This window comes from Arhodomonas aquaeolei DSM 8974 (genome assembly GCF_000374645.1).
Lineage (GTDB): Bacteria > Pseudomonadota > Gammaproteobacteria > Nitrococcales > Nitrococcaceae > Arhodomonas > Arhodomonas aquaeolei.
Genome location: NZ_KB894815.1, coordinates 61,129 through 85,910 on the forward strand (window position 1 = coordinate 61,129; position 24,782 = coordinate 85,910).

24 protein-coding genes and 1 pseudogene are annotated in these 24,782 nt (G+C 69.3%); 19 read left to right on the top strand and 6 right to left on the bottom strand.

Annotated elements, in window-relative coordinates; translation table 11 throughout:
- Positions 1-287: 287 nt before the first annotated feature.
- Positions 288-884 carry a hypothetical protein gene (locus C516_RS0114540; RefSeq protein WP_018719142.1) on the top strand — a complete coding sequence of 199 codons (597 nt, stop codon included), beginning with the start codon at positions 288-290 and terminating at the stop codon, positions 882-884.
- 119 nt (positions 885-1,003) lie between these two features.
- Here the strand turns inward: C516_RS0114540 and C516_RS0114545 are convergent, their stop codons facing one another.
- Positions 1,004-1,765: a metallophosphoesterase family protein gene (locus tag C516_RS0114545; protein ID WP_051088249.1), complete on the bottom strand. Its 762-nt coding sequence runs from the start codon at positions 1,763-1,765 to the stop codon at positions 1,004-1,006.
- Positions 1,766-1,926: 161 nt separating this feature from the next.
- On the bottom strand, positions 1,927-3,300 hold the full coding sequence (locus tag C516_RS0114550) for a sodium:solute symporter family transporter (protein WP_018719144.1): 1,374 nt from the start codon (positions 3,298-3,300) through the stop codon (positions 1,927-1,929).
- Between the two features lie 327 nt (positions 3,301-3,627).
- Here C516_RS0114550 and C516_RS0114555 point away from each other — a divergent pair, with 327 nt between their 5' ends.
- The 3 genes from C516_RS0114555 to C516_RS0114565 all read left to right on the top strand — a co-directional run bounded on the left by C516_RS0114555 (position 3,628) and on the right by C516_RS0114565 (position 6,243).
- Complete coding sequence (locus C516_RS0114555) at positions 3,628-4,185, top strand: carboxymuconolactone decarboxylase family protein (RefSeq protein ID WP_018719145.1); 558 nt, start codon at positions 3,628-3,630, stop codon at positions 4,183-4,185.
- A gap of 488 nt (positions 4,186-4,673) precedes the next feature.
- Entirely contained in the window at positions 4,674-5,546 is an 873-nt protein-coding gene (locus tag C516_RS0114560; protein ID WP_018719146.1) for an HD-GYP domain-containing protein, read from the top strand.
- A gap of 58 nt (positions 5,547-5,604) precedes the next feature.
- Positions 5,605-6,243, top strand: a complete 639-nt coding sequence (locus tag C516_RS0114565) for a DUF3047 domain-containing protein (RefSeq protein WP_245558787.1) — start codon at positions 5,605-5,607, stop codon at positions 6,241-6,243.
- Between the two features lie 348 nt (positions 6,244-6,591).
- Here C516_RS0114565 and C516_RS0114570 read toward each other — a convergent pair whose 3' ends face one another.
- The 3 genes from C516_RS0114570 to C516_RS0114580 form a co-directional block, all read right to left on the bottom strand.
- On the bottom strand, positions 6,592-8,760 hold the full coding sequence (locus C516_RS0114570) for an FAD-dependent oxidoreductase (RefSeq protein WP_018719148.1): 2,169 nt from the start codon (positions 8,758-8,760) through the stop codon (positions 6,592-6,594).
- Between the two features lie 238 nt (positions 8,761-8,998).
- On the bottom strand, positions 8,999-9,907 hold the full coding sequence (locus tag C516_RS0114575; RefSeq protein ID WP_018719149.1) for an AraC family transcriptional regulator: 909 nt from the start codon (positions 9,905-9,907) through the stop codon (positions 8,999-9,001).
- Positions 9,908-9,919: 12 nt separating this feature from the next.
- A complete protein-coding gene (locus C516_RS0114580) occupies positions 9,920-11,893 on the bottom strand; it encodes a monovalent cation:proton antiporter family protein (protein WP_018719150.1) in 1,974 nt (657 codons plus the stop codon).
- Positions 11,894-12,109: 216 nt separating this feature from the next.
- On the opposite strand from C516_RS0114580, the gene C516_RS0114585 reads away from it, so the two are divergent.
- From C516_RS0114585 to ureG, 8 genes are read left to right on the top strand one after another with little or no spacing between them, the layout of a single operon-like run.
- Positions 12,110-12,700: a HupE/UreJ family protein gene (locus C516_RS0114585; RefSeq protein WP_018719151.1), complete on the top strand. Its 591-nt coding sequence runs from the start codon at positions 12,110-12,112 to the stop codon at positions 12,698-12,700.
- Positions 12,697-13,527, top strand: coding sequence for an urease accessory protein UreD (locus tag C516_RS0114590; protein ID WP_018719152.1), 831 nt, complete (start codon positions 12,697-12,699; stop codon positions 13,525-13,527). The genes C516_RS0114585 and C516_RS0114590 overlap by 4 nt, the downstream gene beginning before the upstream one ends.
- 3 nt (positions 13,528-13,530) lie before the next feature.
- Positions 13,531-13,833, top strand: coding sequence for an urease subunit gamma (locus tag C516_RS0114595; protein WP_018719153.1), 303 nt, complete (start codon positions 13,531-13,533; stop codon positions 13,831-13,833).
- Positions 13,834-13,858: 25 nt separating this feature from the next.
- The gene (locus tag C516_RS0114600) at positions 13,859-14,167 is read left to right on the top strand and encodes an urease subunit beta (RefSeq protein ID WP_018719154.1); all 309 of its coding nucleotides are present in this window, start codon (positions 13,859-13,861) and stop codon (positions 14,165-14,167) included.
- The gene (ureC, locus tag C516_RS0114605) at positions 14,164-15,867 is read left to right on the top strand and encodes an urease subunit alpha (protein ID WP_018719155.1); all 1,704 of its coding nucleotides are present in this window, start codon (positions 14,164-14,166) and stop codon (positions 15,865-15,867) included. Before C516_RS0114600 ends, ureC begins: the two co-directional genes overlap by 4 nt.
- Positions 15,868-15,899: 32 nt before the next feature.
- Complete coding sequence (ureE, locus tag C516_RS0114610) at positions 15,900-16,358, top strand: urease accessory protein UreE (protein WP_018719156.1); 459 nt, start codon at positions 15,900-15,902, stop codon at positions 16,356-16,358.
- Positions 16,324-17,022, top strand: coding sequence for an urease accessory protein UreF (locus C516_RS0114615; protein WP_018719157.1), 699 nt, complete (start codon positions 16,324-16,326; stop codon positions 17,020-17,022). The genes ureE and C516_RS0114615 overlap by 35 nt, the downstream gene beginning before the upstream one ends.
- 16 nt (positions 17,023-17,038) lie before the next feature.
- Complete coding sequence (gene ureG, locus C516_RS19685; RefSeq protein ID WP_018719158.1) at positions 17,039-17,719, top strand: urease accessory protein UreG; 681 nt, start codon at positions 17,039-17,041, stop codon at positions 17,717-17,719.
- Here the strand turns inward: ureG and C516_RS0114625 are convergent.
- The gene (locus C516_RS0114625) at positions 17,716-18,555 is read right to left on the bottom strand and encodes an ATP-binding cassette domain-containing protein (protein WP_018719159.1); all 840 of its coding nucleotides are present in this window, start codon (positions 18,553-18,555) and stop codon (positions 17,716-17,718) included. The genes ureG and C516_RS0114625 overlap by 4 nt on opposite strands.
- A 133-nt stretch (positions 18,556-18,688) precedes the next feature.
- Here C516_RS0114625 and fhuF point away from each other — a divergent pair, with 133 nt between their 5' ends.
- From fhuF to C516_RS21430, 7 genes and pseudogenes are all read left to right on the top strand, one after another.
- On the top strand, positions 18,689-19,438 hold the full coding sequence (fhuF, locus tag C516_RS0114630) for a siderophore-iron reductase FhuF (protein WP_018719160.1): 750 nt from the start codon (positions 18,689-18,691) through the stop codon (positions 19,436-19,438).
- Positions 19,439-19,545: 107 nt separating this feature from the next.
- Positions 19,546-20,535 (top strand): AraC family transcriptional regulator, encoded by a 990-nt coding sequence (locus C516_RS0114635; protein ID WP_018719161.1) that lies wholly within the window; start codon positions 19,546-19,548, stop codon positions 20,533-20,535.
- Positions 20,536-20,662: 127 nt separating this feature from the next.
- Positions 20,663-22,780 carry a TonB-dependent siderophore receptor gene (locus C516_RS0114640; protein ID WP_018719162.1) on the top strand — a complete coding sequence of 706 codons (2,118 nt, stop codon included), beginning with the start codon at positions 20,663-20,665 and terminating at the stop codon, positions 22,778-22,780.
- 151 nt (positions 22,781-22,931) lie between these two features.
- Entirely contained in the window at positions 22,932-23,651 is a 720-nt protein-coding gene (locus tag C516_RS19690) for a MotA/TolQ/ExbB proton channel family protein (RefSeq protein WP_018719163.1), read from the top strand.
- Positions 23,641-24,036, top strand: coding sequence for an ExbD/TolR family protein (locus C516_RS19695; protein ID WP_018719164.1), 396 nt, complete (start codon positions 23,641-23,643; stop codon positions 24,034-24,036). Before C516_RS19690 ends, C516_RS19695 begins: the two co-directional genes overlap by 11 nt.
- The gene (locus C516_RS0114655) at positions 24,037-24,423 is read left to right on the top strand and encodes an ExbD/TolR family protein (protein ID WP_018719165.1); all 387 of its coding nucleotides are present in this window, start codon (positions 24,037-24,039) and stop codon (positions 24,421-24,423) included.
- Positions 24,420-24,782: pseudogene (locus C516_RS21430) on the top strand (energy transducer TonB); the annotation flags it as partial. The gene C516_RS0114655 and the pseudogene C516_RS21430, both read left to right, overlap by 4 nt.

The window sequence follows — 24,782 nt, forward strand, 5'->3', positions numbered from 1 at the left end:
GTATCGGGACTCGGCCCCGCAAGGGTGTATCGGGGTTCCTCGAGCCGGCTTTCTCGGGCACATAGGCCGCCCGGTGTTGTCTGGGCACCCCTTCCGGGCCTTTTGGTGAACGTGGTGTGTGCGGGTTGGCGAGATCCCGGCATGGCGTATCTGCGGCCTGCTCCCGCGCGCGATCCGTCGTCAGGCGGGCGGAAGAGAGGCATAAGTATCAATCCCGATAGTCCGTATTAGTACGAAATGCCAGTCTGTAATCGCAATCCACGGAACAGCACACAAAGGTGACTGCCATGATTAACCGGACTTACAACGCAGCGGCGACCATCGTTCTCGGGCTCAGCCTGGTCGGCACGGCCTCGGCGGCCTCACTGACCGCGGGCGGACGTCTCTCGCCCCAGGACCTGGTGGGCATCGGTACCCAGCCGACCGCAGCGGCGGCGGCGCACTTCGGTGGCGGGGGTGACGTCGGTCAGGATTTCCGGGCCCTCGGCGGGCGGCTCTCCGAGCAGGATGTCGCCGGCATCGCCAGCACCGGTTCCGCTCGGTTCGCCGCGCATTTCTCCTCGAGTGATATGGCGGTTCCGGACCGTACCCTCGGTGGACGCTTGACGGAATACGACCTGGGTGAGCGCGGGGTGACCACCCGACTCGCCCGTGCCGGTGTCGGCGTTCACGACCAGGTCTCGAGGCGCGTCGCGGATCACCGTCTCCTCGGTGGTCGCCTGTCTCCCGCCGACCTGGTGATCGGGGCCTCCAGTGATTCCGCCGGCGTTGCCGCGCACTGGCATGGGCAACAGGGCACGGACGCAACGTCGGCGCGCATCCTCGGTGGCCGGATTACGGTACACGATCTCCGGGGGCCCGTCGCGAAACCTGCCGGGGCCTGACAGGTAACATGAGCATGACCGCTTCTGATCGGCCATGCCATGCGGTGCGGGTCCGCTGGGCCGGGCCCGCACCGCGACCTACCATGGGCGTCGACGCGGCCTGAGCAGGTATCGAGCGCTTAACCTGGATCGGCCGTGTACACGTCGCCGAGATCGAACCGAGGGCCGTGGAGGATCCGCTGTTCGTAGGACTGTCGCGCCGGTGACTCCCGGGCCCAGACTTCCCTGAATCGCTGAATCCAGGTGTCGTGGTCATAAGGAAGGGCGACTGCGGCCACGTGCATGCCGTTCACGACGGTGCCGAAAACGGCGTCGTTCGCTGGCCGCGTAGCGATACGAACCGCCAAACCGTATCGGGTGTCCGCGAAGTTGGGCATGCCTGCCGAACCATTGTTGATGACGCAGCGCGGCCGCCCGTCCACGACTATCTCGCGTATACAGGGCAGACAGGTGTGCGAGCACACGAAGACATCCGCGTCTGCGCGCCGGAACCAGTCCGCAAGCACACGAGCTTCGGGGTCGCCCATGGCGGAGGAATCGGCCGCGAGTCCCCAGCCGGCCAGTGAGTCAGGATCCCCGTGGAGGACCACTGCGCGGACCCCCCCGACGCGGTAGGCCCGAAAGTAGGGCAGTTGTGAGAGCGCGCGCTGATGCCCGCGCGTCGCCGCCCCCTGCAGCCTCGCCATGATCGCGTTGGAACGGGCGACGGTGTCGTCGTCCACCGAATCGGGGTATCCGCACCCGCAGCCCGCGCCGCTGGGCCGTGCCAGCTCGGCCTCGACGTTGCCGGAGGTGGCGGTGTGCGCGAGGACCCGGCGCTGAATGGTCTCGAAGAGCCCCGGTTCGGTGTCGAACCAGTGGAAATCTCCGTTGAAGACCAACCTAGAATCATCCCGTTCCGCCCGCCGTTCGGCTGCTGTCAGGGCCTCGGGGTTACCGTATAGCCCGCCGGCGACTAGCAGGGCCCGGGCCGTGCCGTCATCGCGGCGACGCAGCGCGTCTGCCCCGTAGCGGTAGGCGAGCGGACAGCTCCGGCCGGGCCTCATGCCGTGCCCCTGGCCCTGGGGAGGGGCAGCCAGAACAGCGCGGTGCACAACGCGAGCCCCCAGGCATTGGCACCCAGCAGCGCGGCATAGGGGCCGTCGCCGATATGCAGCCCGTCGGGTACGGCCCCGAACGCCTGAACAATGCCGATGCCGATTCCCGTCCAGAAGCTGAGATGGAAATTCAGCGCGGCCCGTCGCGCGCCATGGAAGATGAACACCGGTGCGAGCCCGATCACCATCGTGCCGCTGATGGTCGTGGCCCGGAGGATGTCCGTCCCGGCGAGCATGGGCAGGTTCCCGAGTACCGCGAATACGGTCATGGCGATCGCGCCGGTTCGTAGCCGATCGGCATGGAGGTTACCGGCAAGGCGCGGCATGTCGCGGGCGACACTACGAGCCAGCGAGCTGAAGGTGGAGTCCAGTGTGGAACCTGCGGAGCTCATCATTACCACGCTCATCAAAAAGAAGGCGCCGAGGCCCATGGAGCGCGCCACCGCCGCCGGTGCGTTGCCCATGACGTCGATACCAGAGAGCATCGCGTGGGCACCGATGAGGCCAAATCCGGCGATGGCCACGAAACCGAGTATCCCCGCGACGAGGAAGGCCCTGAGCATGGTTCGCTCCCGTGCCAGGAACCCCCGGTCGGTCAGGACGGGATCGTGGAACGGATAGCTGAAGACCTGCAGGCCGGCCACCAGGAGGAGATCCAGACCGGCATCGAGCCGCCAGTCTCCGCTCGCTAGCAGCGTCCCGACGCCATGCGCGGGCAGCACCGACGCGGAGAGCAACACGACCAGGGCTACGAACACCACGGCCTGCACGCCGTCGGTAACGATGGACCCACGCAGGCCGCCCTTGATGCTATATGCCAGCGTGATCGCGGTGAAGGCCACCGAGGCGGTGATATAGCCGGTGGTGCCCGGTGCGCCGAAGTAACCGCCCACCACCGCCGTGTTGCTCCAGACCTCGTTGTACAGGCGTACGAGTATCGCGGCCGAGAAAGCGATCGCCGCCCCGCGGCCATATCGACCAACCAGGAACTCCGTCATGCTGCTCGCGCCGAGGCGGGTCCGAAGGCGGTAGATCACGATGCCCGCCACCGGGATGGAGAGCCAGTAGGTGGCGTAGGCCAGGGCGCCGACCGCGCCGTAGGTCGCCCCCAGGTTGGCGGCGTTGGTTACGGATTTCGCGAAGATCCAGCTGATGAACACCGACAGGGTGAGCGGAATGGCCGAGACACCACGGCCCCCGGCGCTGACGCCGTCATAGAAAGTGGCGGCGGTTGGCGCCCTCGGGGAGATGACGTACAGCGTTCCCCCGTAGATCAGCAGAAACCCCCAGAAGGCGAGCGGCAGAAGGTGTGACGGCACGGATTACGCTCCTCGCTGGCGGGATGAACGACATCACAGGATCCGGCGTGTCCCGTGCGGTGGCCATCCGTAATTCTGCGTAGCGGGGCAGGGGGCGTCACCGTGTCCCGGCGAGGCGCCACAAGGCCCCCCTGGACGGAGACGGGGCGGCGTGTGGATGGGGGCGTTCGGTCCGGCTGGGCCGTCGCCGAGGTGGCCGGGGGCATGACTCCCAGTCCCGGCCGATCGGACATGAAAAACGGCGAATCGAGCATTCCGCCGGGATCGGGTCACCATTACGTTAGAAGGGTATCAAAACCACACACGAGACGGACTGGAGGTATCGCGATGACCGACTTCCCGCTTCACGACATAGATTCCGCCCCGGCGGCCGCTAAGCCGAAGCTCGAGGGCGCGCGCAAGGCCATGGGTTTCATCCCCAACATCTTTGCCAAGATGGCGGAGGCGCCTGCGGTCCTCGAGGGATACATGGCGCTATCCGATATCTTTGACCGGACCTCGCTGTCCCCGGTTGAGCGCGAAGTGGTATTGCTGACCACGAGCGTCGAGCATGACTGCCGCTTCTGCGTCGCGGCCCACTCCGGCCGTGCCCGGAAGGCAGGCATGGACGATGCCGTACTCGAGGCGTTGCGCGCCGGCGAACCACTGCCGGATCGGCGATTGCAGGCGCTGCATGCCTTCACCCTCGCCGTGGTTCGCCAGCGTGGCTGGGTCGATGACGCAGCCGTGGAGGAGCTCATCGAGGCCGGGTTCGAGCGCGGGCAGGCCCTCGAGGTGGTCCTTGGCGTGTCCATGAAGGTGTTGAGCAACTACACCAACCACATCGCCGGTACGCCCGTGAACGCGGAGCTGGAGCCCTTCAAATGGGAGGGCAAGACGGGCTGACGGCATCGGCCGGGGCCGGGCACGCCGGTTCGTCCCCGGCCCCTGACGGCGGTATCGCTTCGACCAGGCTTCGACCACGGGTAGGCCTTATGTGTCCTGTCTGCTATGTACGGACGGCGATGAGCGGCGGCGTGCCGCGTCGCGCGTTCACCGTGGCACTCGTCGTTGGCCCATTGCTGGTCCTTATCAACCAGCCCGACGTGCTGCGTGCGCCGTCCTCGCTCGAGCCGGGCAAGGCCATCTTGACGTTCGTTGTGCCCTATGTCGTGGCAACTGTCGGGGCGGTGGGTACGCCGTCCCGGAGTTGGTGTTCACGGTGTCGCCGAAACGCGCAGGGCGACCGCGGGCGCTGAATCACCCGCTATTCGTAGTATCCTCGATACCACGCGGCGCCGGCATGCTGGACAATCCAGAGAACACGATGATTCGAGCACGTCCGAGATCATGGTTGTCTCGAGGCATGATGAGCCGATTGGGTGGGAGGTGGCATGGCCCTGAGGTCCCTGTTGCAGGCGTTTGGCGGCGAAGCGCCGGGGGGTAGCGACACGGAGTCGCACCTGGTCAGCCTGATGATAATGGCCCAGATGGTCGAGGCGAGGGACCCGTATACCGGGGGTCACCTGTGGCGCGTCTCGCGCTATGCGCGCCTGCTCGCCGAGGCGCTTGGGGCCACGCCAGCGCAAACCGCTCGAGTAAGCCTGGGTGGCTTTCTCCACGACCTCGGCAAGATCAGCGTACCCGATGCGGTGCTGCGCAAACCCGGTGCGCTCACGGACGAAGAGTTCGCCGTAATCCGCACGCATCCAACGGTCGGGGTTCGCCTGCTCCAGGGGCATCCCCTAGCGGCGATGGTTGAGGGTGCCGTCGGGGCCCACCATGAACGCATTGATGGCGGAGGCTATCCACGTGGGTTCGAAGGCGCGGAGATCCCCTGGGAGGCCCGCGTGGTGGGTGTATGTGACGCCTTTGACGCGATGACCAGCCATCGGCCCTACCGCGCCGGTATGCCACCCGAGCAGGCCCTCGAGATCATCCGCCGGGAACGCGGTCGCCAGTTCGACGCGAACTGTGCCAACGCCTTCTGTGGACTGCCGGCGGCGGATATCCAGCACGTTGCCGGGCACAGCGATGAAGGTATACCCCTACAGGAGTGTCCGGTGTGCGGTCCCACGCTGGTGAGACGGCGGGAGCAGGGTCCGGGGGACCATCTCTACTGCCCCGGTTGCGCCGGGGAGTTCCGTCTCGACAGCACGGCGGTGGCGGTGCCGACGGGTGCCAAGGGCGGTGCCGCGGATCTGGCACCGCGAGCGGACGTGCACGTCATCGGCGAGATCGCGGCCGAGGCAGCGCCACGGTTATAGGCGCTCCGGGTCGGCGGCATGGCCAAGTACACGAGGGGGACGCGTGAACGGGTGGCGAGTGAATCTGCTGACCGTTGTGTTGACGATCGGCGTATCCCCTTCGGCCTGGTCGGGAGCAGGGCGGGTGTTCACACCCGCCGATATCCTGGATTGGTCCGTGCACGCCTTTACCGGGCACACGGCGTACGGTTTGGGGCGTATCGCCGGCGATACGGCCGTTCATGCGGTATGCGACGGCGCCAGTGCCTCAGGGCTGGTCTATCGCGGAGCCATCGATCTCCGGCGCACACCGATACTGGAATGGCGCTGGCGAGCGGGGCGCCTGCCGGCACAGGCCGACGAGCGCAGCCGCAGCGGTGACGACTTCGCGGCGCGTCTCTACATCGTCGATGAGCACACCATCCTGCGCTGGCGCACACGGGCCGTGAATTACGTCTGGACCCGATCGGTCCCGACCGGCACGGACTGGCCCAACCCGTTCGCCGGCCAGGCGCACATGCTCGCCGTTCAGTCCGGGCCGCCCGACGAGGAGGGATGGGTCACGGAACGGCGGAACGTCCGCGAGGACTTCCAGCGCTATCACGGGCGTGACATTGGCCAAGTGGAAGCGGTCGCGATCATGACCGATTGCGACAACACGGGGGCGTCGACCTCGGCGTACTACGGCACCATTCGCTGGCTGCCGGCGAAGGACTAGCCCGGCTGTCTCGTGAAGTCGACGCGCTCGCTGGCCTCTCGAGCGCACGCGGGTCTCTCTTCCATCGGTCGTGTCCGTATTCCCCGAATAAGATACCCCGTGAACGGCCGATGAGCCGGCAGAGGTTGCCTGAACGCGCCTTGTCGTCGCAGCGGCCCGCCACGCGCCTCGAATACGCGGACGCGTGGCATCGACACAGTGGCCCCCTGCTCGAATCCGGGGCGTTGGTCCGGAAGATTGTCGCGTCGCCGCGTCACCGTTGTGTCCCCATGCCGGGATGGCCCGGCGTGCTCTCGCGATCGCGGAGCGTTGCTGCGAACGCCCCCTGCTACCCGCCGGGGTGGCCCGTCATCGCCCCGGCTCGGAGACGGTTCTGGATTCGGCCGCCCGGCCACGTCTCCAGGCATGATAGTGCCCCAACCAGGCGAGGAGCCGTTGCGGCGCATGCGCGCGCTTCCATTCGCCCGCCGCGAAACGGTTGGCCTCGGCGAGGGTTGGATAAACGTGAATCGTGGAGAGGATCTTGTTCATCCCCAAACCGTGGCGCATCGCGGTCACATACTCGCCGATCAGCTCGCCAGCGTGCGCGCCGACGATGCTCGCGCCGAGCACCCGATCCCGCCCGGGGGCGGTGAGCACCTTGACCAGGCCGCTCGCCTCACCGTCGGCGATGGCCCGATCCAGCCCGGAGATGTCGTAGGTGGTCACCTCGTAGTCGATGCCCTGGGCCACGGCATCGCGTTCGTTGATACCGACCCGCGCGACCTCGGGCTCGGTAAACGTTGTCCAGGGCAATGCCGAGTAGTCGGCGCGAAAGCGCCGGAAGCTGCCGAAGAGGGCATTCACCGCGGCATGCCACGCCTGATGGGCCGCGGCATGGGTGAACTGGTACGGACCCGCGACATCCCCCACGGCGTAGATGTTCGGGTAGCGGGTCTGGAGAAAGTCGTTTACCTTGATCGTGCCGTTCGCATTGGTCTCAATGCCGAGCTCTTCCAGACCGAGGCCCTCCACGTTGGGGCGCCGGCCCACCGCGATCAATAGCTGGTCGAATCCGATCGCCTCCTCGCCGCCCTGGTGCTCGACGATCAACGCACGCCCGCCAGCGTCGTGGTCTACGACCCGCACCGCATTGGTTCTTAGACGGATGTCGATGCCCTCGTCGGCGAAACGTGCCATCACCTGTTCGGCGACTTCCGTGTCCTCGCGGGGCAGGAGCTGTTCGCCACGTTCGATCTGGGTGACTTGGCTGCCGAGGCGGGCGAACGCCTGGGCCAATTCTGACCCTATCGGGCCGCCGCCGAGGACCACGAGGCGGGCGGGCAGCTCACGCAGTGCCCAGATGCTGTCGGAGGTCACGTAATCGCCGGCGGCGAGCCCCTCCAGCGGCGGTACCATCGGTCGTGCCCCGGTGGCGAGGATGATGTTCCGAGTCGTCAGCGTGTGGTTTGCAACGTCGACGGTGTACGGGGAGGTGATCTTCGCCTCGCCGTGGATCACGTCTACCCCGAGCCCCTCGTAGCGTTCCCGGGAGTCGTGGGGCGCGACGTCGCGGATCACCGACTGCACCCGCTCCATGACCTCGGCGAAGTCGAAATCCAGCTCGGCTCGCCGGATTCCGAAATCCGCCGATCGACGTGCCTCGGCGATGAAACGCGCCGAGCGCAGCAGTGCCTTGGAGGGCACGCAGCCGGTGTTGAGGCAGTCACCGCCCATCGCGCCCTTTTCCGCAAGGCTCACGCGCGCGTTCACGGTCGCGCCGATATAGGCGCTCACCAGGCCGCCGGATCCGGCGCCGATGACCACCAGATCCCGGTCGAAGGCCTGCGGGCGCGCCCACCCGCGCAGGGCCTTGCGCGCCTGGAGTGCCTTTACCGCCCAGCGCGCGGCCAGGGGGAATAGGCCGAGCATCGTGAATGAGGCGAGAACGGACGGCGAGAGCAGGCCGCCCAGCGACTGCACCTGTCCCAGTTGGGTGCCCGCATTCACGTAGACGACGGTGGCGGGGAGCATGCCCAGCTGACTGACGCCGTAGAATGTCCGCGAGCGCATCGGGGTCAGTCCCATTACCAGGTTGATGACGAAGAACGGGAAGACCGGCACCAGCCGCAGGCCGAACAGGTAGAAGGCCCCGTCGCGTTCGACGCCCTCATTGATGCGCCTCAGGCTCGGGCCGAAGCGCCGCTGCACCGTCTCCCGGAGCAGCGCCCTGGCCACCAGGAAGGCGAGCGTCGCGCCGATGCTGGATGCGAAGGAGACCACCAGCGTGCCCGTGGCCAGCCCGAACAGTGCTCCCGCCGCGATGGTCATCACCGCCGCGCCGGGCAGTGAGAGCGCGGTCACGGCGATGTAGACGACGAAAAACACCGCCAGGGTGACCACCGGGTGGGAGGCGTAAACGGCCTCGAAGGCCTGGCGCTGGGATTGGAGGTAGTCCAGGCGCAGATACTGGTGCAGATCCAGCGCCAGGAAGGTGGTGATGAGGGCCGCGATGACGGCGATCCGGCGGGTTCGCATGGTTGCTGTCTCCAGGGACTGTCCATTCGGATACCGTAAGCCCTCGGCCGGGACGGCCCTATTCGTGTGGCTACGTATGCCGGCGTTCGCGGGGGTTCAAGGCGCGGTCGCGCCCTGTCGCGCAGGTCCTCGAGCAGGGGGCGACCGAGCGGGCGTCGAGGTTTGCCTCGGCCGTCGGTACCTGCGCCTGATTACCGGCGGGGCGGGAGGCGGATGTGGATGGCCGGGCCTCCCGGGGTTATGGCGTCTGCCCTGCGGGGCCGCCGCGTCCGCGCACGGCGCCGGGGCTGATCCCGAAATGGCGCTTGAACGCCTTGCTGAACCCCGCTTCCGTGACGTACCCGCAGTGGCGGCACGCCTCGCTCACGGAATGGCCCTGGCGCAGCAGTCTGTGCGCCAGGCGCAGGCGCCACTGCTTGAGGTAGCGCATCGGTGATACGCCGACGCTCGCCCGGAAACGCGCGACCAGGGTCGAGCGCGAGACCGCGGCGGCGTTCGCGAGCGTGGGCAGATCCCAGTCCCGTTCCGGGGCGTCGTGCAGGCACTGAAGCGCCCGGTGTACGGCCTGGTCCGCGAGCGCGGCGCCGAGCGTGGAGTCCCCAGGGTGGCGCTCAAGGTGATGGCGCACGACCTGTATGAAAAGCGCGTCGGACAGGCGGTCGATCATGGCCTCGCTGCCGGGGCGCCTCGAGGCGGCCTCCTCGACGAGCAGCGCCACGATACCCCTTAGCGAGTGCGACCGCCCGAGCTCGGCGGCGCGTATGAGCACATACTCCGGCAGGGCGTCGAGTATCGGGTTCGAGGTGCCCTCGTCGAAGACGAAGTAACCGCAAACGATGCCCGTGCCACCGGCCTCGGTGTCAGCGAGATCGGCGCGCCGGGGCTCACCGGCCGTACGCTTCGGCGCGGCCACGTCACTGAGGTGGTGGGGCGCATCCCGGGGCAGTATCAGTAGGTCGCCCTCTTCGAGCCCCAGGGGCGGTGAGCCGTCGAGCCGGTCCAGCCAGCACCGCCCGGAGGCGATCAAGTGGAAGCTGGCCTGCTCCCCGCCGGGGTGATCCACACGCCAGTGTCCGCAAAAGCGGGAGCGCTCGAACACGGTAGTGCTGAGGTGGAAGCTCTTCAGCAGGCTACTGATCAGGTCCATCGTACAGTCATCCTACTTCAAACCACCGAGGAGCATCCGCTCCGCCTGCTCCAGGTTCTCTGGGGTGGCATAGAGGACCAGCACGTCGCCGCCGCGCAGCCGGGTATCCGGCTCGGGCTGCGGGCCGCGGATGCCGCCACGGCGTACCGCCGTCACGTTAACGCCGATCTCCTCCAGGCGCAGGTCCTCCAGGCGCTTGCCCACGCCGTACGCCCGTTCCGGCAAGGTCACCGCATGGAGCTGCTCGCGGAAGCGGTCCGCCTTCTCGAGGTCGACCCGCTCCTCGCCGTGGAAGTAGCCGCGCAGCATCTGGTAGCGGTTGGCGCGGACGTCGCGCACGTAGCGGAAGATCCGGGTCAGCGGGATGTCGAGCAGGGTCAGTGCGTGGGTGGCGAGCATCAGGCTCGCCTCCAGCACCTCGGGGACGATGGCGGTGGCACCCGCCCGGTGGAAACGCTCCAGCCAGACGTCGTCGCGGGTGCGCACCACCACTGGCAGTTGCGGATGGCGTCCGCGCACGTGCTCGAGGACGTTGAGCGTGGCGGTGGGATCGTTGTAGGTCAGCACCACCATGCGTGCGCGCTCGAGCCCCGCTGCGGCGAGGATCTCCTGGCGCGCGGAGTCGCCGAATTGCACCCGCTCGCCGGCGGCCTGGGCCTCGCGCACGCGGGCCGGGTCGAGGTCCAGGGCGAGATAGGGGATGCCTTCCTCCTCCAGGAAGCGCGCCACGTTCTGCCCGGTGCGCCCGTAGCCGGCAATGATCACGTGGTCCGTCAGCGCGGCCGCGTGGGCGGCCACCTGGCGCTCGGTGACCGAGCCGTGAGAGGACTCGCCGGTATCCACGAGGCCGTGGGCGATGTGCTCGTTGTGGCGCACCATCACCGGCACCACCGCCATGCTGAGCACCACGGCGGCGAGGGTGATCTGGCCCGCCACCGGGTCGAGCACCGCCTGCGAGAGGCCGAGGGAGAGCAGGGCGAAGCCGAATTCGCCGCCGCCGGCGAGGATCACGGCGGTGCGCATCGCCACCCGCGGGTCGTTGCGGCCGAGCCGGGCGAGGCCGTAGATCACGCCGAGTTTCAGGGCCATGAACCCGGCTACCACGGCGAGCACGCCGAGCCAGTGATCGGCGACGACCGACAGGTCCAGCAGCATGCCCACGGTGACGAAGAACAGCCCCAGCAGGACGTCCCGGAACGGGCGAATGTCCGCCTCGATCTGGTGGCGGTACTCGGTCTCGCCGAGCATGATCCCGGCGAGAAAACCGCCCAGTGCCAGCGACAGACCGGCGAGGTGGCTCGTCCAGGCCGCGAGCAGGGCCACCAGCAGTACCGTGAGCGTGAACAGCTCGTTGGAGCGTGCCTGCGCGACCTCGTGGAACAGCGGGCGCAGGGCCCAGTGGCCGATCGCCAGGAGGATGGCGAACACCAGTGCGCCGCGTACGAACGCCGCGCCCATGGCCAGGGCGATGCCGTCGCCGGTCTCGCGCCCGAGCAGCGGGATCAGGATGAGCAGTGGCACCACCGCGAGGTCCTGGAACAGCAGCACGCCCACCGCCCGGCGGCCATGCCGACTGTGGATCTCCACCTGCTCGGTGAGCTGCTTGATGATGATGGCGGTGGACGACAACGCCAGCGCCCCGCCGATCACCGTCGCGGCACCGCCGCCGGCGCCCAGCGCCCAGGCCGTGAGTCCCAGCACCCCGGTGCACAGCGCCACCTGGGCGCCGCCCAGGCCGAACACCGTCCAGCGCATCGCGCGCAGCTGCGGCAGGGAGAATTCCAGACCGATGGTGAACAGCAGGAAGACGACCCCGAACTCCGCCAGCGGGCGGACCTCCTCGACGTCGCCGACCAGTCCGGTCGCCGACGGCCCGAGTGCCACCCCCACCGCGAGGTAACCCAGCACCGGGGGCAGGCGCAGACGGCGGAAGGCGGTCACGGCCACCACCGAGGCAGTGAGCAGGATCAGGACCTCGTCGAGCATGGGCACGCCGGGGCGTCCTCCCGGTGGCGAAGGGGACGCGCACATCCTAACCCGGAACCCCTCCCCGATGCGCCGCCCGCGCTGCCCTGTTCGAGTGCGCGGAATGCACCATTGTGGCGCGTTGGAAACGGGCTGGGGACGATTCGTGGAGGGTGGGGCGGTGGCACGGCTTGTGCTTCTCCCGCAGTGAAGCCATTCCACAAGGATGCACCAACCATGACTTACCGTTCCCTGCTGCCGGGGCTCGTGGCGCTGCTCGCCCTGCCCGTGACCGCGCTGGCCCATCCGGGCCACGGTGCGGCCGGATTCACCGCCGGCCTCGCGCACCCGTGGCTGGGGGCTGACCACCTGCTCGCCATGATCGCCGTAGGCGCGTGGGCGCTGACCCTGGGTGGCCGGGCCCGCTGGCTGCTGCCCGCGACTTTCGTCGCCGGCATGGCCGGCGGGGCTGCGCTCGGCGCGGGCTACGGGGCTGCCGCGCTGGCCGAGTGGGGCATCGCCGGCTCGCTGGTGTTCTTCGGTGTCTGCCTGGCCGCCGGGCGGCGCCTGCCGCTGGGGGTGGCCGCCGTGATCACCGCGCTGTTCGCCGTGGCCCACGGCCATGCCCACGGGGCGGAGGCCGGCGGCGGCACCGCCTGGCTCGCCTTCGGCGCCGGCATGGTCCTGGCGACCGCGGTCCTGCACGCCCTTGGCGTGCTCGCCGGCATCGCTGCGCAGCGCCTGCCGGCGGCCGGCATCGGCCTGCGGCTGGCGGGCGGCGCGACCGCCGCCTTCGGCGCCGTGGCCCTGGTGGGCCTGCTGGCGTGAGCGCGGCGCCGGCCAGTGCACCGGGATGGCGCGCCGGGCTGGAGCTGGGTTTCGGCCGGGATGGTTCGCGAACCATCCCGGTGCATCGGCGCCACTTCGGGCCGCTGCGGGTTCAGAAGGCATTCTACCCGGAGCCCGGCGTGTGCCACAGCTACATCCTGCACCCGCCGGGCGGGGTAGTCGGCGGGGACCGGCTCAACACCACGGTGGACGTGGCCGGTGACGCCCATGCCCTGATCACGACACCGGGGGCGAACAAGTTCTATCGCAGTGGCGGGCCGGTGGCCTGCCAGCGCCAGACCCTGCGGGTCGCCGACGGCGGCACCCTGGAATGGCTGCCGCTGGAGCAGATCGTCTTCGACGGCGCCCAGGCGGAGGCGACGCTGGCGGTGGAGCTCGCCGGCGATGCCCGCTTCATCGGCTGGGAGGTGACCTGCCTGGGCCGGCCGGCGGGGGCGCTGCCCTTCGTCAGCGGCCGCTTCGACGCCCGGCTGCGCATCCACCGGGATGGCCGGCCGCTGCTGCACGAACGCAACGACCTGGCCGCCGGCAGCGGTCTGCTCTCCGCGCCCTGGGGGCTCGGGGGTGCCGAGGCCACCGCCATCCTGCTCGCCACCGGCGCCGACGACGCCGCAGTGACCGCGGTGCGCGAGCTGCTGCCCGCCGACGCCGTCGCGGGCGTGACCCGGCTCGACGACGTGCTGGTGCTGCGCTGGGCCGGCGACGGCGCGGAGGCGGCCTTCGCCCTGCTGCGCTCGGCCTGGGCGACGCTGCGCCCCCGGTTGCTGGACCGCCCGGCCTGTGAACCCCGGATCTGGAGGACCTGAGACGTGGAACTGACACCCCGTGAGAAGGACAAGCTGATGCTCGCCACCGCCGCGATGGTGGCGGAACGGCGGCTCGCCCGGGGCGTGCGCCTGAATTACCCGGAGTCGATGGCCTATATCGCCAACGCCATCGTCGAGGGCGCCCGCGACGGGCGCAGCGTCGCCGAGCTGATGAGCGAGGGCACGCGGCTGCTCACCCGCGACCAGGTGATGGACGGCATCCCCGAGATGCTGCGCGAGGTGCAGGTGGAGGCGACATTTCCCGACGGCACCAAGCTGGTGACCGTCCACGACCCGATCAGCTGAGCCCGCGCGGGAGAGGAGACCGGCAATGATTCCAGGCGAGATCATCCCCGCCGAAGGCGGGATCGAACTCAACGAGGGCCGCGAGCGGCGTACCCTGAGCGTGGCCAACACTGGCGACCGGCCCGTACAGGTCGGCTCGCACTATCACTTCCACGAGACCAACCCGGCGCTGTCCTTCGACCGGGACCAGGCGCTCGGCTTCCGGCTCGACATCCCCGCGGGCACCGCGGTGCGCTTCGAGCCCGGGCAGTCGCGCACGGTCACCCTGGTGGCCTACGCCGGCGAGCGCCGCGTGGTGGGGTTCCGCGGCGAGGTCATGGGGACGGTGAAATGACGCGCATAGAACGTGACGCCTACGCCCAGATGTACGGGCCCACCACCGGCGACCGGGTGCGCCTCGGCGACACCGACCTGGTCATCGAGGTCGAGGGCGACCACACCGTCTACGGCGACGAGGTCAAGTTCGGCGGCGGCAAGGTCATCCGCGACGGCATGGGTCAGAGCCAGCGCAGCGGTGCCGAGGTCGTCGATCTGGTGATCACCAACGCCCTGATCCTCGATCACTGGGGCGTGGTCAAGGCGGACATCGGCATCCGCGACGGCCGCATCGCCGGGATCGGCAAGGCCGGCAATCCGGACACCCAGCCCGGCGTGGACATCGTCGTCGGCCCAGGCACCGAGGTGATCGCCGCCGAGGGCAGCATCGTCACCGCCGGCGGCATCGACGCGCACATCCACTTCGTCTGCCCGCAGCTGGTGGAGGAGGCGCTGATGTCCGGGGTCACCACCATGCTCGGCGGTGGCACCGGGCCCGCCACCGGCACCAATGCCACCACCTGCACCCCCGGGGCGTGGAACCTCTCGCGCATGCTCCAGGCCGCGGACGCGTTCCCCATGAATCTGGGCTTCCTGGGCAAGGGCAACGCCAGCCTGCCGGAGCCGCTGCGCGAGCAGATCAGCGCCGGCGCCATGGGGCTCAAGCTCCACGAGGACTGGGGCACCACGCCGGCGGCCATCGACAACTGCCTCACCGTGGCCGATGCCTACGACGTGCAGGTGGCGATCCACACGGACACCCTCAACGAGTCCGGCTTCGTCGAGGACACCATCGCCGCGTTCAAGGGCCGGACCATCCACACCTATCACACCGAGGGGGCGGGCGGCGGCCACGCACCGGACATCATCAAGGCGGCCGGCGAGGCCAACGTGCTGCCGTCGAGCACCAACCCGACGCGGCCGTACACGGTGAACACCATCGACGAGCACCTGGACATGCTCATGGTCTGCCACCACCTGGACCCGGCGATTCCGGAGGACGTGGCCTTCGCCGAGTCGCGGATCCGCCGCGAGACCATCGCCGCGGAGGACATCTTCCACGACCGCGGGGCGTTCTCGATGATCGCCTCCGACTCCCAGGCCATGGGCCGGGTCGGCGAGGTGATCTCGCGCACGTGGCAGACCGCGCACAAGATGAAGCGCCAGTTCGGTGCCCTGCCCGAGGACAGCGAGCGCAACGACAACTTCCGCGCCCGCCGCTACGTGGCCAAGTACACCATCAACCCGGCGATCACCCACGGCATCGCCCACGAGGTGGGGTCGGTGGCCGTCGGCAAGCTCGCCGACCTGGTGCTCTGGAAGCCGGCGTTCTTCGGCGCCAAGCCGGGGGTCATCGTCAAGGGCGGGATGATCGCCGCCGCCCCGATGGGCGACCCCAACGCCTCCATCCCCACGCCTCAGCCGGTGCACTACCGGCCCATGTTCGGCGCCTACGGCGGCGCGCTCGCCGAGACCGCGGTGACCTTCGTCTCCGCGGCGGCGGCGAGGGCCGGCGTCGCCGACCGCCTCGGCCTCGCCAAGCGTACGGTGGCCGTCGCCGGCTGTCGTACGGTGACCAAGGCGGACATGAAGCTCAACGACTGGCAGCCGAGCATCGAGGTCGATCCGCAGACCTACCAGGTCCGTGCCGACGGCGAGCGCCTGACCTGCGAGCCCCTCGAGGAGCTGCCCCTCGCCCAGCGCTACTACCTGTTCTGAGCGCGGGCGGCGACCATACGGAGACGACGAGCGTGATCGAGCTCACGGAACGATACGATGACGTGCGGTCCGCGGACGCGGTGCTGACCCTGCCCTTTGAGACCCGGCAGAAGAGCCGCTTCCGCGCCACCCTGGACGACGGCCGGGACGCCGGCGTGCACCTGCCGCGGGGCTCCCTGCTGCGCGACGGCGACCGGCTCGGCGGCGACGGCGCCCCGGTGGTCCGGGTCGCCGCCGCCGCCGAGCCGGTGTCCACGGTGACCGCCGGAGACCCCACGACCCTGGCGCGGGGCGCCTACCATCTGGGTAACCGGCATGTGCCACTGCAGGTCGGCGAGTGCTGGCTGCGTTACCGCCGAGACCACGTCCTCGATGCCATGGCCGCCGGTCTCGGCCTGGCGGTGCACCACGAGTCCGCCCCCTTCGAGCCCGAGGCGGGGGCCTACGGCCACGGGCATGGTCACGGCCATCACCACCACGACCATGCCTGATCCGGCCACCCTTCGGCTGTGGCAGCTCATCAGCCCGACCCTGCCGGTGGGGGCGTACGCCTACTCGGCCGGGCTGGAGACGGCGGTGGCGGACGGTGCGGTGCGCGACGGTCCGGGTCTCGGGGACTGGCTCGCCGGGCAGGCGCAGGCGCTGCTCGTGCCGGTGGACCTGCCGGCGCTGGCGCGGCTGATGCGCGCCTGGACGGCGGGCGACGCTGAGGCGCTGGGCTACTGGACCGACTGGCTGCGTGCCGCCCGCGAGACCGCGGAGCTGCGCGCCGAGGACGAGCACATGGGCCGGGCGCTGGCGCGGCTGCTGGTCAGCCTCGGCGAGAACGACGCCGGCGACTGGGACGCCCCGGGGCGCACCAGCTGGGCGACGCTGTTCGCCCTCGCCGCCAGCCGCTGGGACATCGGTGTCGAGGATGCCGCGGCGGGCTATCTCTGGGCCTGGCTGGAGAACCAGGTCGCCGCCGGGGTGAAGCTCATCCCCCTCGGCCAGTCCGCGGGCCAGCGGGTGCTCTTCGAGCTCGGCGCCCGGGCGCCGGAGTGGACCCGGGCCGCGCTGGGGCTCGCGGACGAGGCCCTCGGCGGCTCGGCCCCGGGTGTGGCCATCGCCAGCAGCCGCCACGAGACCCAGTACACCCGACTGTTCCGCAGCTGAACCACGGAGAATCACGATGACCCGCACCGACCCCCTTCGCATCGGTATCGGCGGCCCGGTGGGCTCGGGCAAGACCGCCCTCACCCTGGCGCTGTGTCGCGCGTTGCGGGAGCGCTTCTCCCTCGCGGTGGTCACCAACGACATCTATACCCGCGAGGACGCGGAGTTCCTCAGCCACCATCACGCCCTGCCCGAGGGCCGCATCGTCGGCGTGGAGACCGGCGGCTGCCCGCATACCGCGATCCGCGAGGACGCCTCCATGAACCTCACCGCCGTGGCGGACCTCCAGGCCCGGTTCCCCGGGCTGGACGCCGTGCTCATCGAGTCCGGCGGCGACAACCTGTCCGCGACCTTCAGCCCCGAGCTCTCGGACCTTACCCTCTACGTCATCGACGTCAGCGCCGGCGACAAGATCCCGCGCAAGGGCGGCCCCGGGATCACCGGCTCGGACCTGCTGGTGATCAACAAGACCGACCTGGCGCCCCACGTCGGCGCCTCGCTGTCGGTCATGGAGCGTGACGCCCGCGCGATGCGCGGCGAGCGGCCGTTCTGCTTCACCAGCCTCGCCCGCGAGGAGGGGCTCACCGGGGTGATCAGCTTCATCCTGCGCGAGGGGATGCTGGAGACGCAGGCGGAGGATCTGCCCGCGAGCGGCGTTTCGCCGGAGGAGACGGGCGCGACCGTGGCGAAAGACTAGCCGCCGGCGGCGCACCGGTCCGTCTGCGGCTCCTGGGCGGAGGTCCGGCCGGCGTCCTCCGGCCGGGTGTAGTGCACAAGCGCGACCGGCAGGCCGTTCTCCGGGTGCGGCACGACCTCCATGGGGATGCCGTAGATGTCCCGGAGGGTGGCCTCCTCCATCATGGCGTCCGGGGTCCCCTCGGCCAGGAGCCGGCCCTGGCGCAGCGCGATGAGCTGGTCGCAGTAGTGTGCGGCCATGTTGATGTCGTGCAGCACGATGACCACGCCGAGCCCGAGCTCGTGGCTGAGCCGCCGGATCAGCGCCAGCATCTCCACCTGGTGGGCGATGTCCAGCGCGGTGAGGGGCTCGTCGAGGATCAGGAACCGGCTGCCCTGGGCGAGCAGCATGGCCAGCCATACGCGCTGGCGTTCGCCGCCGGAGAGGGTGTCCACCATGCGCTCCGCGAACGGCTCGGTCTGGGTCAGTGCCATCGCCCGGTCGATGTGGTGGCGGTCCTCGTCGCCGAGGCGGCGCAGCAGGCCGTGCCACGGATAGCGTCCCAGGGCCACCAGCTCGCGGCCGGTCAGGCTCTCGGTGTCCGGCAGGCGCTGGGGGAGGTAGGCCACCTCGCGTGCGAAGGCGCGCCCGCCCCAGCGCGATAGCTCACGGCCCTGAAAGCGGACCATGCCGCCGGAGGGGGAATGCTGCCCCGCGAGAAGCTTGACCAGGGTCGACTTCCCGGAGCCGTTGTGCCCGATCAGCCCGTGGACAAGACCCGCTTCCAGCGAGAGGTCGGTGGGCTGGAGAATGCGCCGGCCCTCGACCTCGAAACTCGCCCCTTTGACCTCAAACACGTCCGCGTCCGCCTGCTGTCCGCTTGCCCAGTGGGAACCGTGTCGATGATAGCCATAACGGGAATGGTTATCAATTGCGCAGGAAGGCGATAGACTGATTCTCCCGAACGCCACTACTGATCGAGCGACCGCCGTGATCCCCGCTCTCGAGCCCCTGTTTCCCGGTGAGTTCGCGGCCTACGGCGAGTGGCTCGTGGCCGCGGAGGCACCGGATTCGGACGTGACCGTCCCCGTGCCGGCACTGCTGGAGGCGGGCGGCCTGGAGCCGTACCTGGAACGGATGCATCCGGGATTCGTGCCGTCGGCCCGCCGGGCCGTGGTCTCGCAGTGGAGCAAGTTCTACTTCGCGCGGCTGATCCTGCCGGTGGCCACGGCGGCGGTCCAGGGCTGGCGGGTGCCGGTGCCGCCGGAGCCCGTCGGCGTCGCCGTCGGCACCGGGGGCGATGTGCAGGCGTTCCACCTGCCGGGCCCCGGTGGGCTGTTCGAGGCCACTCCGGACGGCCCGTTCGAGCGCTTCGCTCACCTGCTCGACGATCACCTGAGCCCTGTCGTCACAGCCCTTGCCCGCCACGAGCGCCTCTCGGCGCGGGTGCTCTGGAGCAACGCGGGCAACTACCTGGAATTCGTCATCGGGCGCCTGGCGGAGGCCGGGTTGTCGCCGGGCGGCGTCGACGACGCGTATGCGCTGCTTGCCGCGTCCCGCCGGCCGGACGGAACCCGTAATCCCCTTCATCAGCCCGTGCGCTACCTTGATGTGCCGGACGGCGAGGGTGGGCGCCGCTCCTGGCGGCAGCGGCGCATGTGCTGCATCCGCGACCTGCTCCCGGAGTACGGGCTGTGCGGCAACTGTCCCCGGCTGGCGGCGCCGCCGCCCGGGGAGTGAGCGGCACCCGGGTGGAGGTATGGAATGAAAAGCATTATCATTCATAAAATGAAGTGCCCAGAGGGATATCTGCGCACGCCCTGACGACCCAGCCGGGGGGAACCCTTATGGCCGATACCGTCACTGCTGCCGTGGCGGCCGAGCAACCCGCTCCGGGACAGCGCCTGACCGTCGCCGACCTGACTGCCTATGAGCACCGTTACAACCTGAGTCACCGGGTCTCCGGCGAGGGGCACGTGCCGCCGGACCAGACAGTGGCGGAGGGCCGCGTGGCCGAGCGCCAGCCCTGGCGGGGGCTGCAGATGGTGGGCTCCGATCTGTTCGTGCGCCGTACCTATGAAGCCCACGCCCGCCCGGAGGCGCCGGCGCACGTGTCGATCATCGTGCTCCTGGAGGGCCGCGCCGAACTGGCGCTCGGCGCGAGCCGGCACACCCTCACCGCCGGTGACGGGCTGCTCCTCGCCTATGACCGCAACCAGTCGCTGCGGGCGCGTCACCCGGCAGACCAGCGGGTGCGGGCGGTGAACCTCACCCTGCTCAGGGATTCCCTGGAGAATGACCCACGCCTCGCCGGCAGCGTGGATCCGCTGTTCCGGTCCCGCGGCGGCGGGCTGTGGCCGGTGTCGGTGCCTTACGGGCTGCGGCTGTCGCTGGCGGAGTGGATCGCCAGCGCGCCCGCCGCGCCGGCACTGCCCCTGATGGCCGAGGGGCTCGCCCTGCAGCTCGTCGCCCAGGGGCTCGCCGGGCGCGGGCAGGCCCTCCCGGGCCCGGTGCCGGCCCCCCGTGGCCGCGACTGGCGGCTGCTCGAGCGCGTGCGCGAGTACCTCGACGAGTACCCGGGCGAGCCCCACACCCTCAAGGCGCTGGCGGGACTGGCCTGCATGAGCCCCAGCACCCTGCGCGCGAAGTTCCGCCGTGCCTACGGGCGCTCGGTGTTCGACTACCTCCGCGAGCGCCGGCTGGAGCAGGCGCACCGGGCGCTGCGCGACGGACTGAGCGTCCAGCAGGCGGCCAACCGTGCCGGCTACCGTCATGCCACGAACTTCGCCACGGCCTTCCGCCAGCGCTACGGGTTGACGCCCAGCGCTGTGCGGTGACGCCCGCATCGGGCAGGTCTGCCATCCCGCATAGCCTTTGCGGCGTGACCCAAAGGCATGACCGCGCGTGAAAAGGAATAATTCTCACTAGCGCTAAATGCCTTTGGACGACAAGCGAGGAGTTGATATGCAGATCTCCCGATCGGCCCGGCGGGGAACGGCCTGGCTACTCGGCGTATCGCTGCTGCCGCTGGCGGCGGCGGCCCAGCAGGGCACGGACGACGTTCAGCAGGGCGCCGATGACACCCAGCTGGTTCTGCCCATTACCGTGACCGGCGAGGCGGCGACCAAGACGGAGACGCCGTTCATCGAGACGCCCCAGGCGGTGTCGCTGATCACCCGCGAGGACATCGAGGAGAAGGCCGCCGACAGCGTGCAGCGCGCCGCCAACTATACCCCCGGCGTGTTCACCAACCAGATCGGTGCGTCCGGCCGCTACGATTATCTGGTGCTGCGCGGCTTCGCCGACGGCAGCATCAATAATACGTTCCTCGACGGCCTCAAGGTCATGGGGGACAGCGGTTCCTACAGCTCGATGACCATCGACCCGTACTTCCTGCAGGATATCGAGGTGGTCAAGGGACCCGCCGCGGTGCTGTACGGGCGCTCTTCCCCCGGCGGGATCGTGGCGCTGAGCAGCAAGCGGCCCGAGTTCCGGCGCAGCGGCGAGGTGCGTTTCCGTGTCGGTAACAACGACCAGCGCAGCGCGGCCTTCGATCTCACCGGTCCCGTGGGTGAGGACGGCAATGTCGCCTATCGCCTGACCGGTCTCGGCAGCGCCGAGGATACCCAGTTCGGCCCCGTCGAGCAGGAGCGCTATGCCTTCGCGCCGTCGCTGACCTGGGATGTCTCCCCGGACACCGATCTCACCCTTCTGGCCTATTTCCAGAAAGACCCGGAAGGGGGGTACCACTCCGGCCTGCCTTACGAGGGGACGGTCGATGATCATGCCGGCATCCACCTCGACAACACCTTCTTCGAAGGGGAGCCGGATTACGAGAAATACGAGCGTACCGAGCGGATGCTCGGCTACGAGTTCGAGCACCAGTTCAATGATCGCTGGCGGTTCCGCCAGAAGGCCCGCTATCTCAACTCCGACGTCGAGATGGACCAGGTCTACGCCTACGGCTGGGCCTCGGACACCGATCTCACCCGCTACTATTCCGGCGGCGACGAGGATCTGTCTGCGTGGACGATGGACAACCAGCTGGAGGCGGACCTGACCAGCGGTCCGGTCGAACACACCGTGCTCCTCGGCGTCGACTACCAGCACCGCGATAACGACGTGGTCTGGGACTATGGCACCGTCGACAGCCTGGACGCCACCGACCCCCAGTACGGCAGCGATGTCTCGGTCTACCGCACCGACCGGCACGATCGGGAGCTGAGCCAGACCGGTCTCTATCTCCAGGACCAGATGGCGATCGGTAACTGGCGTCTCGTCGTCGGTGGCCGCCACGACTGGATCGACATCGAGAACACCGACAAGGACACCGACACCAGCAGCGAGCTGGACGACACCCAGTTCAGCGGCCGTGCCGGTGCACTCTACCTCTTCGACAACGGCGTCGCTCCCTACCTGAGCTACTCCACCTCGTTCTCGCCGAACAGCACCACTGACGAGAACGGCGATCTCCTCAAGCCCACCGAGGGTGAACAGGTGGAGACCGGGCTGAAGTACCAGCCGCCGGGCACCAGCGACCGTTACAGCGTCTCGCTGTTCCATATCACCCAGGAGAACGTCTCCACCAAGGACCCGAACGAGAGCTTCTACCGTGCCGTCGGCGAGATCCGTTCCCAGGGCGTGGAGCTCGAGATGCGCAGCCGCCTCACCGAGAACCTGTCGGTGCGGGGCGGCTACACTTATACCGACGTCACCTACGAGGAGACCGAGGACGATACCGAAGGCAACACGGCCAACCAGGTGCCGAAACACCAGGTTTCGCTGTGGGGGAACTACACGTTTCACGATGGCACGCTCGCCGGCGTGCGTACCGGGCTCGGGGTGCGCTACAACGCCGACATCTATGCCGATGAGGAGAACACCGAGAAGGTGCCGGACTACACCGTGGTCGACGCCATGCTCGGCTATGATTTCTCCCGCGTCGGCATCGATGGCATGAGTGCGCAGCTCAACGTGTCGAACCTCTTCGATCGGGAGTACATCGCCTCCTGCTACGACCTCAACTACTGCTACTACGGCCGTGAGCGGACCGTCCGGGCGACGCTCACCTACCGCTTCTAGCGCGCGCCCGGCAGGCGCGGAGGTGACGTGCGGACACGTCACCTCCGCGTGGCTCATGTCGTGGCGATCAATGCACGGCTGAGTTTGATAATGATTCCCATTATCCGTACTCTATAGCCCTTCTCTTGCCACGGCTGGATCGGAGGTCGTCATGTCGCCGCAAACTGCCTCACCGGGGCTGTTCACGCTCGTGGAGGCCGGCGGGCCCGTGCTCTGGGTGCTGGGCGTGCTTTCGGTTGTGGCGCTGGCCCTGATCGCGGGCAAATGGCTGCAGTTCGTGAGCACCGGGCTGGGGCGGTTCCGCGAGGTGGAGGCGGCGCTCACGGCCTGGCGCGGACAGGCCCGGCGTGAGGCGCTTGAGACCGTCGCCGCGAGCGCCGAGCCGGCGGCGCCGGTGGTGGCCGTGGCGATGCGCGGCACGCGGGATCCGTCGGTGAACGATGAGCAGGTGCGCGAGGAGGTGGTCCGGCAGTCTGTCGCGCTGATCCAGCGCCTGCGCAGCGGGTTGGCACCGCTGGAGCTGATCGCCCAGCTCAGTCCGCTGCTGGGGCTGCTGGGTACGGTCCTCGGTATGATCGCCGCCTTCCAGCAGCTCTCCGCCGCCGGCAGCCAGCCGGACCCGTCGGTGCTCTCCGGCGGCATCTGGCAGGCGCTCCTGACCACCGCCGCCGGCCTCATCGTCGCCATTCCGGCATTGTTCGCCCACGCGTGGCTGGATGCCCGGGTGGAGCGTTTCCGCACGCGGCTGGAGGACGCGGTGACCCGGGTGTTCACCCATGCCGCCGCGCCGGCCGGTCAGGGCCCCAGTGCCGCCACGGCGGCGCCGGCGGCCGTGGCGGAGGCCGGCGACAGGGCCGCCAATGCGTATTGAGCCGCCGGGCCGGCGGCGGCACGCGCCGAGCCTTACACCGCTCATCGACGTCGTGTTCATCCTGCTGGTGTTTTTCATGCTCGTCTCGCGCCTCGTCGACTGGGGGCGCGTGGACGTTACCGTCAGCGGCGGCGGCAGCGGGGGCGAGAGCGAGGTGCGCACCGCGGTGGTACGGGTATTGCCCGACGGCGCGACCCTCGACGGCAGCCGTTATGAGGGGCTGGACGCTCTGGCGGGCGCGGTCCGGGGGGCGGATGCGCCGGCCACCGTCTATCTCGATCCTGCCCCGGAGACGCGGTTGCAGCGGCTGGTGAGCGTTCTGGAAGGACTGCGTGCCCGCGGCGTGGAGGGTGTGCGCCTCCTCGACGACGACGGGGGGCGGTGAATGCAGCTCCCGCGGCCCTCGCCGCGGCGGCGGGGCGACGACCTGCTGCCGCTGATCAATATCATCTTCCTGCTGCTCGTATTCTTCATGGTGGCGGGTACCATGACCCCACCGGAGACATTCCCCGTGCGTCCCCCGGACACCGAGGCGGGGGCATCGGCCGACTCCGAGACCGACCTGCTCGTTGGTCCGGCGGGCGAGCTCGCCTGGCGTGGCGAGCGGGTCAGCCTCGACGGGCTCGACGAGCGCCTGGGTGCCGAGCCACCCGTTCGGGTGGTGATCCGCGCGGATGCCGCCGTCGCCAGCCGTGAGCTGATGCCGGTGCTGGCCCGGTTGCGCGCGGCCGGGGTGAAGCGGGTGACGCTGATCACGCTACGCTCGACATGATCCACGGCAATAGACGTTTCCTGCTGGCCGGGCTGGGGGTATCCCTGGCCGCGCACGCCCTCCTCCTTTGGGGGCTGTGGCGTGTGCCCGTGGGCGGCGGCGGTGGCGGTGGTGCCGGCGGTGGTGGCGGCGGCCCCGTCACCCTCGAACTGGCGATGGTCGGTGACGGCGGGCCCCGCAAGGGCGGCGCCGTGGAACAGGCATCGCCCGAGGATGCGCAGCCACAGGGCCCCCCGGCGGAGGCGATGGCGAAGGTCGCACCCGAGCCTGAGCCGAAGCCTGAGCCGAAGCCTGAGCCGAAGCCTGAGCCGAAGCCTGAGCCGAAGCCTGAGCCGAAGCCTGAGCCGAAGCCTGAGCCG